The following is a 14,150-nucleotide window of genomic DNA, read 5'->3' as shown; positions in this document are numbered from 1 at the left end:
TCAGCACCCGTATTTGCGTAGAAAACCCGCCACCCGGCCGATGGCCAGGTCGGCGACATCGAGCAGGCCGGCATGGGCCTGGAACACATGCCAGAAGCCGGCATAGCGCTCCAACTCGACTTTCACCCCAGCGGCCCTGGCGCGCTCGGCAAGGCGCAGGCTGTCGTTCAACAGCAACTCATCCTCCCCCACCTGGATCAACAGCGGCGGCAGCCCCGACAGGTCGGCATACACCGGCGACAGGCACGGATCACGACGATCCATGCCCGCTGGGCAAAACAGCCCGGCCGCCTGCCGGATCCAGGCCGGGTGCAGCAAGGGGTCACCGGCCGGCGGCTGATGCAGCTGGCTGCCGCTGGCATCCGTCAACGGCGAGAAGCACACCAACGCGGCCGGCAGCGGCAGACCCAGTTGCTTGAGCCGCAGCACGGCGATCAGGCTCAGGTTGCCTCCTGCCGAATCGCCGCCGATCACGATCTGCTGCGGCCCATAGCCCTGGGCGAGCAAGGCTTGATAAGCCGCCAGCGCATCTTCCAACGCCGCCGGATACGGGTGCTCGGGGGCCAACCGGTAATCCAGCGCACAGACCGCCATGGCGCAGCGCTTGGCCAAATGGCTGGTGATGCTGCGATGGGTCGCCGGCGCGCCGATCAAGTAAGCGCCACCGTGCAGATACAGCAACACGCGGCCAGTGTCCTGCGCCGGCCGATGCCACTCGCAAGCCCTACCCCCCAGCAAGCCGTCGGAGCGCTCGATACCGCGCGGGGTCATGGCCACGGCGGTAAGTGCGCGGAGAATCGCACGCTGCCCGGCAATCGGCATCGGCGGCCGGATCAGGCTGCGGAACAACAGGTACAGGCTGACGCGCAACACCCCAGCCAGCAGGCGCTGGCCCAACCGTGGGCGGGTCGCCAGTTCAACGAATGCAGTCATAGCGCTCAAACTCCGGGGCACGGGTGTGTTGCCGGTAGGTAAAGGTGAAGCCGGGCCAATTATTGGTGTTCTTGCCGGCCGCTGTCTTGTACCAACTGCTGCAGCCCTGCTCCCAGATCGAGTGATGGATCCCTTTCTGCAAGCGCTGGTTGAACGCCAGTTGCACCGCCGGCTTCACATCCAGATAGCGCAAACCCTGAGCGGTGAGCCGTTGGATGCAAGCCAACACATAGGGGAACTGGCTCTCCAACATGTAAATGATGGAGTTGTGCCCCAGGTTGGTATTCGGCCCATAGAGGATAAACAGATTGGGAAAGCCGCTGACGCTGATACCCAGGTAGGCCTCGGCGCCCACCTTCCAGACCTGATTCAACTCACGCCCGCCAAGCCCGGTGACGCGCATCGGCGCGAGAAAATCCGTGGCGGTGAAGCCGGTGCCGTAGATGAGGGCATCCACCTCGCGCTCACGACCATCGGCCGTCACCACACCCCGCTCCGTCACCGCGCTGATGCGCTCGCTGACGACCTCCACGTTCGCCCGCGCCAAGGCCGGGTAGTAGTCGTTGGAGATCAGGATGCGCTTGCAGCCCATCGGATAATCCGGGGCCAGTTGGCGACGCAAACCCCGGTCCTCGATGCCACGCGCCAGGTTCAGGCGGAAACTGAAATTCATCAACCGCATCAGCCACGGGAAGGTGGAAAACGCCAACACCCGCGACTCGTGCTGGGTGTACTTGAGCAGCCGATCGAACTTCTGCAACCCGGGCCAGCGGCGCATCACGGCCAACTCCCAGGGGCGATAAGCACGATCGGGCTTGGCGATCACATACGCCGCCGAGCGCTGAAACAGGTGCAACTGCGCCACCTGCGGCGCGATTTCCGGGATGAACTGAATCGCGCTGGCGCCGGTGCCGATTACCGCCACCCGTTTGCCGCGCAAATCGTAGCCGTGGTTCCAGCGCGCCGAGTGGAATGCCTCGCCCTGAAACCTCTCCAAACCTGGTATTTGCGGATAAAGCGGGCGGTTCAGCTGGCCGCAGGCGGTGACCAGCGCCTGGGCCGTGAACAGCTCGCCGGCGACGCTGGTGACATGCCACAGCCCGCTCGGCTCATCGAACGCGGCAGCGGCCACTTCCGTATTGAAGCGGATCTTCCGCCGCAGGTCGTACTTGTCCGCACAGTGCTTGAGGTAGTCGAAAATCTCCGCCTGCGGGGCGAACTTGCGCGACCAGTCGGTTTTCGGCTCGAAGGAAAACGAATACAGGTGCGATGGCACGTCGCAGGCGGCGCCGGGGTAACGGTTATCGCGCCAGGTGCCACCGACTTCGGCGGCCTTTTCCAGTAACAGGAAGTCGTCGATGCCGGCCTTCTGCAACTGGATGGCCAAGCCCATGCCGCCGAAACCGGAGCCGATGATCAGCACACGCACAGGCGTGGCCGACGGGGATGTTTTATTCATTGTTGTATCCCTGATGGTTCTCAACGCAGCAATAGCGCCAAACAGATGCTAATGCGCCACGCACCGGATCGTTATGGCATAGTCGGCCAACAATTGTGAAATTCGGACAGACATGTCGGACACGATAGTGAAAACCCCACACAACACCTGGCCGCCCCGTCGCAGTGCCATCAGCGTGCAACTGCTCACTCAGTTTGGCCTCGACCAAGGGCTTTCGCTCGAATGCTGCCTGGCCGGCACCGGCCTGGACCTGGCGCTGCTGGCCGATCCCGGCGCGGAGATCGACGCCGAGCAGGAACTCAGCCTGATCCGCAACCTGGTCGGCGCCCTCGGCCACCTGCCCGGCATCGGCCTCAAGGCCGGCCTGCGCTACCACCTCAATACCTATGGCATCTGGGGTTTTGCCATGCTCAGCAGTTCGACCTTTCGTGGCGCGGCGCACATGGGCCTGCGCTACCTGGACCTGACCTACGCCTTCCACAGCATGCGCCTGGAGGAAATCGACGATGAAGCGCACCTGGTGCTCGACGCGCGCAACGTGCCCGAAGACCTGCGCGCGTTCATCCTCGAACGTGACGCCGCCGGGGTCATGGGCATCCAGCGTGACCTGACCAATACCCACCTGCCACTCAAGCGCGCCAGCTTTCGCATACCCGCCCCCGATGATCTGGCGCCCTACCAGGCGTTGTTCGGCCTGACGCCAAGCTTCAACGCCGCGGAAAACCGCATCGTCCTCGCCCGCCACCTGCTCGACCGCCCCCTCCCTGGCGCCAACCCGCAGGTGGCGCTGCATTGCGAACAACAGTGCCAAGCCCTGCTGGCCAAACGCCGCGTGCGCGCCGGCCTCAGTGGCCGCGTCCGCGACCGCCTGCTGGCCCACCCCGGGCAACAGGCGGATATGGAACGCCTGGCCAACGAGTTGCACATGACCTCACGCACCCTGCGCCGCCGCTTGAGCGAAGAAGGCAGCAGCTTTCGCCAACTGCAAGAGGAAGTTCGTCAGGCTCTGGCCGAAGAACTGCTGGCCACCGGCGGCCTGACCCTGGAAGAAATCGCCGAACGCCTGGGTTACGGCGAAGTCTCCAACTTTATCCACGCCTTCAAACGCTGGAAAGGCGTGACCCCGAGGCAGTACCGGACGCAGCAATAGCTGTAGGACTCGCAATAGGCATGTTCAGTACGAATCGAGTAGGAGTGCTCTCAATCAGGCCAGCCATGTGACGACTGATACAAGGCTCAGCATTGACTGGTAGTTTCTTGCCAGTCGCTCATATCGGGTGGCGATACGGCGGAACTGCTTCAGTTTTTGGAAGAAACGCTCCGCCAGATTACGTGCCTTACAACCAGCAGCGGCCACCCAGCTACAACGGATACAGAACGCCGGCAAAAACAGAATCACTGGCCGGATAAACCTAAACCAGTGTCCAGAATTAGTTGACCACTACCCCCATGGCCAAGCTCAAGGTCTACTACGACGGCGCCTGCCCGCGCTGCGTCGCCGATCGGCGCCGTTACCAGGCATTCAGCACCGATAGCGACGACGCGGTGGAATGGCTGGATATCAGCGGGCGCGACGAAGAGTTGCGGCGCATCGGTATCGACCCCTACCAGGCCCTGACCGAACTGCACATACAGGACGAACAGGGCCGCATCCACCGCGAACTGGACGCCTATATCCTGCTGCTGACACGCACCCGCCACCTCAAACCCCTGGCCTGGCTGCTCGGCCTGCCGGGGCTGAAGCCGATACTCTCCTGGAGCTATCGACACTGGGTGCTCCGCCGCCTGCGGCAAAGCGAGCGGCTTTGATGCGTCGGTTCAGCGATCCAACGGGCTCACCAGTCCCCATCCACCACGATTGAGCACGTGGGTGTAGATCATTGTTTCCGGCCCCTGACTAACCGTTAGCTTTGATTTTGTTCCCATAATTCAACGTCTTACTGTTAGTAACTATTTTTAGGGTGTTCGAGGCCAGATCGACCACCTTAGGGTCGCTCTGCTTAGCTTTCAGAACCCGGCTCTGGGCCGAAAGTTGCCGATCATCGAGGGCTGCTACCGACGTGGAGCAGTCGGTGAACAGAGTGATGGCAAATTAGTAGCTATGCTTGGTTTGCTGTCGAGACTGATCAGGCAGTCCGGGAGGCTGCACGGAAATGACCCGCAACGCGCTCGATGTCACCCGACTATTCTGCGTGAAGCATCCAGCTCAGGGGCGCAAATCCGCCACGACACCCGGGAAGAAATGGAGCAAACCCTGCACCTGCAGGCGCAGGGTTTGGACTAGCTCTGTTGGGATCACTGAGGATCGAATCGACTTTCGCTACGGTGCGGCTGGGCACTGCGAAACACGGGGATATGTCTCACCCCAGACATGCTGGCAAAGGTCTTCATGCTCGCCAGAAGCGCTGAGCGGGGCTGAGGAAATTGAAAGGAACAGAACCTCTGGCAAAAGTGATTGTCGGCGTTCAGTTCTACACTGGAGAGCCAGGAGAATCATTACCTGAAGCGATGATGTTAAACACAACAAATGAAAATGATTTCGTTTAATCGGCGAAATGTTAAGAGGCTGCTTCCGAAAGCTAAAAATTTCACCATGAAATTAGCATTGCCAACTGCATTGCTTGGTGTCGAATAGTTGGTTGGCGTGACACATAAGACGTATAGCTCCGGTAACTATTGCTTGTCTCAGGAGTTTCACTCACGAAAAGCAACGTGAATCCAGAACAGCGAAAGAGATCGGCTAATGCTACGTGCGGTGTGTTCTCAGGTTCAGGTGTCGGCAAAATAGGTCAATTGGTTTCCGGATATCGCTTTTGTTGGTCAATTTAGAAGGATTATGTTTGGAGATTGTGAAATGGATTCTTTCAGGAATAAAAGCGCCGCCAAGCAAGCCATACCCACCAGTTCAAATAAGCCGCGCCCGACCAAATGGCACCGCATGTATTTTTTTCTTGCGGGATTCGACGTGCTGGTTGTTGTGCTGAGCGTGCTGTTGAATCACCTGATCGTCGATACCTATCACCGCTCCATCAAGGCAAACCAGTCATGGGTCCAACAGCTGTCGAGCTATTCAACGCTGGGCAGCCTGGCTTCCACAGTCAATGCGCCGGGCAATAATGTGTTCGATACACATGATGTTGAAGCCGAATCGCGGAACATGAGTGAAGCCTTGCGCGCCTTCAACGAGCATTTGGCAATGGCCAAAAAGCAGTTGGAAGTACGGATCGCCAATGAAGCTGAACACAGTGCAGACATACAAGCCTTTACCCTTGCATTGAAGGATGAGGTGGGTGCAGTTGATGCTGCGATGGTCGAAATGGTGAACGAGGCCTTGCTGATATTTTCCTACTTCAGGGAGGGGCAGTCGGATAATGCCGGCAAGCGCATGGCAACGATGGACAGGAAGTTTGCCCTGTTGCTCGCTTCACTCGGTACCGTGCGGGAACGCGTTGGCCTGATTCAAAGCAAGCTCCTGGAGGAGGAGCTTGCTTCGGTCGAAGAACTGCGCCGGGTCGAATACGCGATTATGGTATTCGTGCTACTGATGGTCAGTGCGGCCGTTATCTACGGGGGCAAGATCAGGCGCGAAATGGAGTCGCAAGCAACCGAAAGGGAAGGTTATCTGGCAGTGCTGCGCGAAAGCGAGAAGCAGGCCCGCCAGCAAGCATCGCTGCTGGACAAGGCCCAGGACGCCATTGTCGTTCACGGGATGGATAACCGTATCCTGTACTGGAACAAAAGTGCCGAGCGTCTCTACGGTCTGTCAAAGGAAGAGGCACTCGGCAAATCGGCACAGGAGTTGATTTACCAGAGCAGCGCCGCTTTCAATGCGGCCACTAACAGCCTGATAGAAACGGGTGACTGGGCGGGCGAAGTTACACTTCGACGCCGGGATGGCTGCACCATTATGCTCGAAAGTCATCGAACCCTGGTGCGAGACGATGGTGGCCAGCCGCAATCCGTTCTGTCGATCAATACTGACATCACCCACCGCAAGACAGCTGAGCAACAGGTCCAGCGTTTGGCCTTCTACGATCAGTTGACCGGGTTGGCCAACAGGCGACTCATGTTGGACCGGTTACAGCATCTGCTGGCGGGCAGCTCCCGTAATCTGTATACGAGCGCAATAATTCTCATTGACCTGGATAACTTCAAGGCACTGAACGACACGCTGGGGCATGACAGAGGCGACATGTTGCTTCAGCAAGTTGCTCTGCGCCTTTGCGGCTGCATACGCGAGAGCGATACCGTGGCTCGCCTGGGCGGAGATGAATTCGTGGTCCTGCTGGATGGCCTCAATGAGAATCCTCCAGAAGCCGCTATCCAGGCCAAGGCTATTGGCGAAAAGATTCTCAACTCTCTGAACATTTCCTACCCGCTGGATGGATATGAGCACCACAGCACCCCCAGCCTCGGCATTGCGCTGTTCCAGGGGCAGCTGAGCACAGTGGACGATATTATGAAGCGCGCCGACCTGGCGATGTATCGCGCCAAGGCGGCGGGCCGCAATACCATGCGCTTCTTCGATCCGGAAATGCAGGCGATTGCCACGGCACGCGCCAGACTGGAAGTAGACTTGCGCCAAGGCTTGCAGGACAAGGAGTTCCTTCTTCATTTCCAGCCGCAGGTGAATAGTGAGGGCCGTATCATAGGCGCAGAGGCACTGATGAGATGGCAGCATCCTGAGCGCGGGGTCGTATTTCCAGGCGAGTTCATTCCATTGGCAGAGGAAACGGGGCTGATTCTGCCGTTAGGCCGCTGGGCGCTGCAGACCGCCTGCGCTCAGCTGGTTGCCTGGGCAAAGCATCCGGAAACCACCCGGCTGGGTATGGCCGTGAATGTCAGCGCCCGCCAGTTTCACCATCCGGACTTCGTCGAGGAGGTGCTGCAAGTACTGAGAAACACGGGTGCCGATCCGAAGAAATTGAAACTGGAACTGACCGAAGGCCTGCTGATAGAGGATATGGAAGGTACCGTCGCCAAAATGATCGAGTTAAAAGAGATCGGCATAGGCCTTTCGCTGGATGATTTCGGAACCGGCTACTCGTCACTCTCATACCTGAAAAGCCTTCCGTTGGATCAACTCAAGATCGACCAGTCCTTCATCAGAGATGTGCTGGTTGATCCCAACGACGCCGCCATCGCCTGCGCGATTGTGAGCCTGAGCCAGATACTGGGGCTTGCGGTGATTGCAGAAGGTGTGGAGACAGAGGCGCAGCGCACTTTTCTGGTCAAGCATGGCTGCCTGGCCTACCAGGGCTTCCTGTTTTCCCCGCCACTGCCAGCCGAACAATTTGAGGAGTATGTTCACGAAAGATTTATGGCATGCACTGAGTTTCCACGGACCAAGACTAAATCGCCTTAATTTCGTAGGTACCTGGGCGCGTCCGTTTCCGGTCAATTAGCGCCCGTCACGACTGGCTCAGTTCAGCCAGTAGCACTGACTCCAAGCCTTTGCAGACAATCGCCCCCAGTTCAGTGACACCACTTCTCGGGACACGATCGTCGTTAGACAGCGCAGTTAGTCTGCAATTTAAATTGGCTCCATGTTTCTAGGGTGATCGTCCAGAATGATTGAATACTTTCAGGGCAGCTGCCTTTGCGGTGCCGTTAAATACGAAACCAGATCTCGCCCCAAAGCGCTGAGCCACTGCCATTGCAGCCAATGTCGTAAAGGTCATGGGGCCGCATTTGCCAGCTATGGCAGAAGTAATAGGGGACAGAAGTAATAGGGGACACAGAAGTAATAGGGAAGAAGTAATAGGGGACAGACCACAGTTTAGAAGTAATAGGGAGTAATAGGGGACAGACCACAGTTTTACTGAGGGCGCACTCTGATTAATCGTGGTCTGTCCCCTATTTTTTCAAAGCTGGTCTACTCAGAGGAGGCCGTAGCAGATTTGGTTCGCCTACGAGCATTAATTGCTGAGAAAGATCCTCTTGCTGCTGCACGTGTCGCAACAGAGCTCATTGCACGTATCGAAAACCTTCGCCTATCTCCAACAATGGGCCGCACCGTTGAATTAGCTCCAGACCCAAAAGCCATTCGTGACGCCATCGTCGGAAAGTACGTAATCCGGTACACAACTCATAGCGAATCTGTCGTCATTCTTCGTATATGGCACCACGATGAAGACCGCGTACAAAGCACCTGACTAGCGGTTCAAACCGTTCGCTTCGCTCACTGGGACAACCAAAAGCTGCGCTTTGGGCTGCCCCCCAATCTAATCGTTAGCGCTATGAGAAAGCTCGTCGGCCTGGCAATCACAATCATTTGATCGTTCCCACGCTCGGTGTGGGAAGGCGGCCCTCGACGCTTCAGCGTCCATTAGCCTCTACGTTGGGCGGCTCGGACGCAGAGCGTCCTGTGCTGCGCTCCTACGCTGGGGCATCGGCGCGATCAGAAAACCAATAATTGGCCGATAGCGTTGCGTTGCTGTTATTCGGCGGGTTTCACCCGCCCTACCCACTTACCGAGCAAACACTAAAAAGGGGCCTCACGGCCCCTTTTTAGTGCTCACGCAGCTGTTATCAATGGCTATTCGGCTTGCTGTCCGCGACTCCTGCGGTGTTATCCAGCAGGCTCTTGGTGGCGGTTTGCAGGAAAGCTTCGAGGTTTTTCTTCAGCTCGGGGTCGATATCGCCCGGCACCCGTTCGGCTTTGGAGTCGGCGCCCAATTGGTAGTCATACAGGCGTGGTTCGAAGCCCTTGGGCTGGATCAGGATGCGGTTGGGGGTGACGATGGCGACGGTCTGTTCGCCACCGGACGGCTTGATCACGCCGATGCCCTGATCGCCTTCCGGCAGGTTCAGCAGGTCGCGGCCCCAGCACTGGTGGCGCACGTCGCCGCCGAGGCGGCCCATGATGGTCGGCACGATGTCGACCTGGGTGCCAACGGTATTGCGGCTGGCGCCGAACTTTTCCTGAATGCCCGGGGCGATCAGCAGCAACGGCACGTTGAAGCGGAACAGGTCCATCTCCGTCAGTTGCTCGTTACTGCCGAAACCATGGTCGCCGACGATGACGAACAGGGTGTCCTTGAAGTACGGCGCCTTGCGCGCCTTCTCGAAGAACTGGCCCAGGGCCCAGTCGGAATAACGCATGGCGGTCAGGTGCTCATCCACTGAACCGTGGCCGGTAACGGGCTCCACCGGCAGGTCCTTGGGCAAGGCGTAGGGCGTGTGGTTGGAGAGGGTTTGCAGCAAGGCGTAGAAGGGTTTGTCGCCATAGTTCTTCTCCAGCTCCGCCGCGCCTCGGTCGAACATGTCCTGGTCGGACACACCCCAGGTCGGGTCCATGAACACCGGATCGACAAAGTCCTCGCGACCGATGAAGTCGGTCATGCCTTGGTTGCTGAAGAACCCCGACTGGTTGTCCCACTGGAAGTTGCCGTTGTAGACATAGAGGTTGTCGTAATCGCGGGCGCTGAGCAGTTGTGGCAGGCCGGAGAACTTGTGGCCGCCTTCCGGCATGCGCATCAGGTACTCGAAGCTCGGCAGGTTGGGGAAACAGGCCATGGTGGCGAACATGCCTTGGTGGGTATGGGTGCCATTGGAAAAGAACCGGTCGAACAGCAGGCCTTCTTTCGCCAGTTTGTCGAAGTTCGGCGTGATGTTGTCCGGGCTGCCCAGGGCACCGACGTAATGGCCGGCGAAGCTTTCCATCAGGATGACCACCACATTGCGGACCGGCAGCGTGCCATCGGCCGGCGGCGTGAAGTCGCGGCGGATGGCGGCCTTATCGGTATCCACCAGCTTGTCGTTCGGTGTCAGCAGCATTTTGCGCACGGCCTGCAGGGCTTCGGCATCCGCCATGGTCGACTTCCAGGCGTTCTCCCGGTGCGACGAAAAACTGGCCGAGGCCGCGGACACCAAGGTCAGCGTGCCATTCAGGCCAAGCTGGTTGGCGAACATCGAATCGGTGGTGTAGGCATCGCCCCAACGCAGCGGCGGGCCCTGGCGCACGTGACCACGGGCGGCGATCACCGCCACCAGCAGGCAGACGAAGAACGCCGTGCCGCGCCAATACCAAGCGGGCCTGGCGTTGCCGGAAGCGAATGACGGCGCCGGCCGGCTGAGCAGGTCCAGCCCCTTGAACAGCTTGGCCAGCAACCAGGTCGCGGCAGCCCAGGCCAGCAGGTAGCGGCCAACCGGGAATCCGTTCCACAACATGCTGAGGACGGTGCGCGGGTCCTCCTGGAAATACTGGAACACCAGGCTGTTCAGGCGCTGGTGAAACTCGCGGTAGAAATCCAGCTCGGTGAGGCCGAGAAACAAGGTGATGCTGGCGAACGCCGTCAGCCACAGACGCATGACCCCGCGAGCCGCCATGGCGCGCACGCTGAGCAACGCCAGCAGCAACGGCACGCAGGCATACACCACCACGCGCAGGTCGAAGCGCATGCCATTGAAGAACGCTTCGGCAAACGTCATGGCGGGCGTAACGCCGATCAGCTCGCGGTTATAAACCAGCAGGGCCACGCGCAGTAAGGCGTAAATCAGCAGCAAGGCCAAAGCGCTCAAGAAGGTGAACGCGAGGTGACTTGCAATAGTGGGGCGGAGCACGCGCGATGAGGAAGGCGTGTTACTCAGGGCGTCCGTATTGGCCATGTTGTTCTGGATCCGTTGGGTAGACGTTTGATTTCAATGCGGCGATTACACCGTTGCAGCGCCAAGAACCATCGGCTGCCAGCAAGGGTAATGAGAATCGATGCCGAATGCAGGTATGCAAGAATAACCTGTAACCGGCCGGTGCAGTCCAACGGCGACTGCCGCAGCACCAGGTGGCGCCCGCGCCGGCCAGCCTTGGCACCTGCGCAGGCTGATCCGGACGACGACTGGATCAGCCTACGGAGCCAAGGCCGTGGGCCGGCTCACCTGCACGTGGCATCGCGGCGCGATTTTCCGGGATGCCATGTGAAAATTTCGTTGATTCCGGCAATAGGTCGAGTGGAACTCAGCGCAGCTCGCGATTGCAGCCAGGCCCACTTTTCCCGAGTGCTACTCAGTCATTGCTCGGTTTGCTCACCGCTTGCAGCACGTATTGCGGCAAGGCAAATGCGCCCAGGTGAACTTCCGGGTTGTAATAGCGGGTGACGATGCCGCTACCGGCGAAGCGCTGACGCAGGGTGTCCAACGGCAGGTTGCGCAGGCCGGCGGTGGTTGCGCCCCAGGCGAAGGTCATGGCGCCGCCGATATAGGTCGGCACCGCCGCCATGTAAAAGTGCCAGTCGGCGAACAGGCCATTCATGCGCCCGGCCGTGGTCTGCACCTCGCTGAGCTGCATGAAGGGCGTGCCGTTCTGGGTGACCAGGATGCCACCTTCGTTCAGGCAGCGGCGGCAGGCCTGGTAGAAGTTCTCGGAAAACAGCACCTCACCGGGGCCGATCGGGTCGGTGGAGTCGGAGATGATCACATCGAACTTCTCCTCCGTGGTCGCGACGAAGCGCATGCCGTCGTCGATCACCAGCTTCAGCCGCGGGTCGTCGAAGGCGCCCTTGGAGTGCTCCGGCAGAAACTCCTTGCACATCTCGACCACGGTGCCGTCGATCTCGACCATGGTGATGTGCTCGACGCTGCGGTGCTTGCTCACTTCGCGCAGCATGCCGCCGTCGCCACCGCCGATGATCAACACCCGCTTGGCCGAACCGTGGGCGAGGATCGGCACGTGGGTGAGCATCTCGTGGTAGATGAATTCATCCGCTTCGGTGGTCTGGATCACGCCATCCAGCGCCATCACCCGGCCCATGCGCGGGTTCTCGAAAATCACCAGATGCTGATGTTCGGTGCGTACTTCATGCAGCAACTTGTCCATGCGGAAACGCTGGCCATAGCCTTCGTAGAGGGTTTCTTGATAATCACTCATGGGTCTATCTCCTCTGTGCTGCGGTAAACCAAACGTAGGGCCAGGCGCCCAATGACAAGACAGGACTGACGCCCTGCAAAGGCGCGCATTCTACGTGGGCAGCCATGACAGGTCGAACCTTGGATCGGCTGCACGCGGTGTAAAATCGTCGCAAGAAATACCGGTGCCGGATTCAAAAGCAAGATTCGGGGAAGACAATCCCCGGCCGGGAACGCTATCGTCTGGCCATGAACGAACGCCCCGAACTGCCCGCGACCGTGCTTCGCCTGCCCTACCTGGCACCCTGGCGCTGGCAGCAATTCCAGCAGTACTTCGCCTTGCGCTGCCTGCCCGAGGTGGAGCGCCTGACAGCGGATGGTTACCGGCGTAACTTTCGCATCGGCGCGACCAGCGGCTGGTTCACCCTGCGCCCACTGGCCGAGGAAGCCGCGTTGGAACTCTGCCTGAGCCCGTCCGCCAGCAGCCTGAGCCAGACGCTGGCGGCTCGCGTGCGGCGGATGTTCGACCTGGACACCGACACCGCACCGATTGCCGCCCACCTGCGCCGCGACCCGCTGCTGGCCCCGCTCATCGCACGCTATCCGGGCCTGCGCTTGCCGACGGCCTTCGACCCGTTCGAACAGGCGGTACGCGCCATCGTCGGCCAACAAGTTACGGTCAAAGCCGCAGTGACCATCACCGGGCGCCTGGTGACGCGGCTGGGCGAAACCCTGACGGACGCGCCGCCGGAAGGGCCGCAACGCGTGTTCCCGAGCGCCGCAGCCATCGCCGACAGTGTGCTGGACGGCATCGGCATGCCGGGAAAACGGGTGGAAACCTTACAGCGATTTGCCCGCGCCGTGCATGAGGGCAGCCTGGCCCTGCATGCCGATGACGGTGTCGATGCGCTGCTCGAGCGCCTTTGCGCGCTGCCGGGCATCGGTCCCTGGACCGCCGAGTACATCGCCCTGCGCGCCTTTGGCGTGGCGGATGCCTTCCCGGTCAGCGACCTGGGTCTGCTGAAAGCACGGATCTGGGGCGACGACGGCATCAGCGCCCGCAGCCTCGCGACCCGGGCCGAAACCTGGCGCCCTTGGCGCGCCTATGCCGCCATGTATCTCTGGCAAAGCTACGCGGAGGATTGAAACCATGCATTACCGCTACCACGACAGCCCACTCGGCCCCCTGCTGCTGGCCGGCGATGACCAGGGCCTGCGCCTGTTGCATATGCATGCCGCGCAACCCTGGGAACTGGCGCCGGACTGGCAACCCGCCAGCCAGCAGTTGGATGACGCCTGCCGGCAACTGGACGAATACTTCGCCGGTCAGCGCCAACAGTTCCAGCTGCGCCTGGCCCCGGTCGGCACGCCCTTCCAGCGCGAAGTCTGGCAGGCATTGCTGGAAATCCCCTTCGGCCGTACCTGCAGCTATGCCGACTTGGCCCAGCGGATAGCGCGGCCGAACGCCATGCGCGCGGTCGGCACCGCCAATGGCGCCAACCCGATCGCGGTGGTCATCCCTTGCCATCGGGTAATCGGCAGCAACGGCACCCTCACCGGCTACGCTGGCGGTCTGGAGCGCAAGCAGTTGCTGTTGCAGCTCGAAGGTGCGTGGTTGCTTTAAGGCACCCGACGGAAAACCAAGCAATGCCGCCTGCCGCCTGCCGCCTGCCGCACAGGTGCGATTATTTAGCGGCGTACGACTAGATCCGCACGTTACCGCGCGGCCCGGCGACGGCCCAGATAATCAGGCCCAGTATTGGCAGCAGCAGAATCAGCAACACCCAGACGATCTTCATCCCGGTTTGCGCGCTGCTTTTGATTACGTTGAGAATCGCCCAGATATCCAGGGCCAGAATGATCAGGCCGATCAGGCCGCTAAACGTGGAACCCATGGTGACACTCCTGTGTGAAG

The 14,150-nt window shown here is 60.0% G+C and carries 11 protein-coding genes and 2 pseudogenes; 7 read left to right on the top strand and 6 right to left on the bottom strand.

The features are described from left to right. Complete coding sequence (locus tag AC3IYG_RS08315) at positions 1-933, bottom strand: alpha/beta hydrolase (protein WP_489313310.1); 933 nt, start codon at positions 931-933, stop codon at positions 1-3. Then, positions 917-2,392 (bottom strand): flavin-containing monooxygenase, encoded by a 1,476-nt coding sequence (locus AC3IYG_RS08310; protein ID WP_489313309.1) that lies wholly within the window; start codon positions 2,390-2,392, stop codon positions 917-919. Before AC3IYG_RS08310 ends, AC3IYG_RS08315 begins: the two co-directional genes overlap by 17 nt. A 112-nt stretch (positions 2,393-2,504) precedes the next feature. Between AC3IYG_RS08310 and AC3IYG_RS08305 the strand changes: the two genes are divergently transcribed. Continuing rightward, positions 2,505-3,542, top strand: a complete 1,038-nt coding sequence (locus tag AC3IYG_RS08305; RefSeq protein ID WP_489313308.1) for an AraC family transcriptional regulator — start codon at positions 2,505-2,507, stop codon at positions 3,540-3,542. Between the two features lie 54 nt (positions 3,543-3,596). Here the strand turns inward: AC3IYG_RS08305 and AC3IYG_RS08300 are convergent. Then, positions 3,597-3,743, bottom strand: a pseudogene (locus tag AC3IYG_RS08300) (IS5/IS1182 family transposase); the annotation flags it as partial. 83 nt (positions 3,744-3,826) lie between these two features. Between AC3IYG_RS08300 and AC3IYG_RS08295 the strand changes: the two are divergent. From AC3IYG_RS08295 to AC3IYG_RS08280, 4 genes and pseudogenes are all read left to right on the top strand, one after another. Beyond that, on the top strand, positions 3,827-4,201 hold the full coding sequence (locus tag AC3IYG_RS08295; protein ID WP_489313307.1) for a thiol-disulfide oxidoreductase DCC family protein: 375 nt from the start codon (positions 3,827-3,829) through the stop codon (positions 4,199-4,201). A 1,045-nt stretch (positions 4,202-5,246) separates the two neighbouring features. After that, positions 5,247-7,757, top strand: coding sequence for a putative bifunctional diguanylate cyclase/phosphodiesterase (locus AC3IYG_RS08290; RefSeq protein WP_489313306.1), 2,511 nt, complete (start codon positions 5,247-5,249; stop codon positions 7,755-7,757). Positions 7,758-7,962: 205 nt separating this feature from the next. Next, positions 7,963-8,097 (top strand): annotated as a pseudogene (locus AC3IYG_RS08285) (GFA family protein); the annotation flags it as partial. A 129-nt stretch (positions 8,098-8,226) separates the two neighbouring features. Then, positions 8,227-8,547, top strand: coding sequence for a type II toxin-antitoxin system RelE/ParE family toxin (locus AC3IYG_RS08280; protein WP_489332201.1), 321 nt, complete (start codon positions 8,227-8,229; stop codon positions 8,545-8,547). Positions 8,548-8,923: 376 nt separating this feature from the next. Here the strand turns inward: AC3IYG_RS08280 and AC3IYG_RS08275 are convergent, their stop codons facing one another. Together AC3IYG_RS08275 and speE are read right to left on the bottom strand one after the other, a co-directional pair. Then, the gene (locus tag AC3IYG_RS08275) at positions 8,924-11,002 is read right to left on the bottom strand and encodes an LTA synthase family protein (RefSeq protein ID WP_489313304.1); all 2,079 of its coding nucleotides are present in this window, start codon (positions 11,000-11,002) and stop codon (positions 8,924-8,926) included. Between the two features lie 394 nt (positions 11,003-11,396). Continuing rightward, positions 11,397-12,257 (bottom strand): polyamine aminopropyltransferase, encoded by an 861-nt coding sequence (gene speE, locus AC3IYG_RS08270; protein WP_489313303.1) that lies wholly within the window; start codon positions 12,255-12,257, stop codon positions 11,397-11,399. Positions 12,258-12,484: 227 nt separating this feature from the next. Between speE and AC3IYG_RS08265 the strand changes: the two genes are divergently transcribed. Both AC3IYG_RS08265 and AC3IYG_RS08260 read left to right on the top strand, forming a co-directional pair. Further along, the gene (locus AC3IYG_RS08265; protein WP_489313302.1) at positions 12,485-13,381 is read left to right on the top strand and encodes a DNA-3-methyladenine glycosylase family protein; all 897 of its coding nucleotides are present in this window, start codon (positions 12,485-12,487) and stop codon (positions 13,379-13,381) included. A gap of 4 nt (positions 13,382-13,385) precedes the next feature. Then, on the top strand, positions 13,386-13,859 hold the full coding sequence (locus AC3IYG_RS08260) for a methylated-DNA--[protein]-cysteine S-methyltransferase (protein ID WP_489313301.1): 474 nt from the start codon (positions 13,386-13,388) through the stop codon (positions 13,857-13,859). Positions 13,860-13,938: 79 nt separating this feature from the next. On the opposite strand, the gene AC3IYG_RS08255 is transcribed toward AC3IYG_RS08260, so the two are convergent. Next, complete coding sequence (locus AC3IYG_RS08255) at positions 13,939-14,130, bottom strand: PLDc N-terminal domain-containing protein (RefSeq protein ID WP_489313300.1); 192 nt, start codon at positions 14,128-14,130, stop codon at positions 13,939-13,941. Positions 14,131-14,150 lie beyond the last annotated feature (20 nt).

Source organism: Pseudomonas sp. KH_027 (assembly GCF_057838565.1).
Note: the sequence above shows the minus strand (reverse complement) of the source record. Positions and strands in the feature narration are given on the sequence as shown.

What these genes read in the sequence shown, in the direction of transcription:
- AC3IYG_RS08260 (WP_489313301.1), top strand. Translation starts at nt 13,386, where the DNA reads ATGCATTACCGCTACCACGACAGCCCACTCGGCCCCCTGCTGCTGGCC.
- AC3IYG_RS08310 (WP_489313309.1), bottom strand. Translation starts at nt 2,392, where the DNA reads ATGAATAAAACATCCCCGTCGGCCACGCCTGTGCGTGTGCTGATCATC.
- speE (WP_489313303.1), bottom strand. Translation starts at nt 12,257, where the DNA reads ATGAGTGATTATCAAGAAACCCTCTACGAAGGCTATGGCCAGCGTTTC.
- AC3IYG_RS08265 (WP_489313302.1), top strand. Translation starts at nt 12,485, where the DNA reads ATGAACGAACGCCCCGAACTGCCCGCGACCGTGCTTCGCCTGCCCTAC.
- AC3IYG_RS08315 (WP_489313310.1), bottom strand. Translation starts at nt 933, where the DNA reads ATGACTGCATTCGTTGAACTGGCGACCCGCCCACGGTTGGGCCAGCGC.
- AC3IYG_RS08275 (WP_489313304.1), bottom strand. Translation starts at nt 11,002, where the DNA reads ATGGCCAATACGGACGCCCTGAGTAACACGCCTTCCTCATCGCGCGTG.
- AC3IYG_RS08290 (WP_489313306.1), top strand. Translation starts at nt 5,247, where the DNA reads ATGGATTCTTTCAGGAATAAAAGCGCCGCCAAGCAAGCCATACCCACC.
- AC3IYG_RS08305 (WP_489313308.1), top strand. Translation starts at nt 2,505, where the DNA reads ATGTCGGACACGATAGTGAAAACCCCACACAACACCTGGCCGCCCCGT.
- AC3IYG_RS08255 (WP_489313300.1), bottom strand. Translation starts at nt 14,130, where the DNA reads ATGGGTTCCACGTTTAGCGGCCTGATCGGCCTGATCATTCTGGCCCTG.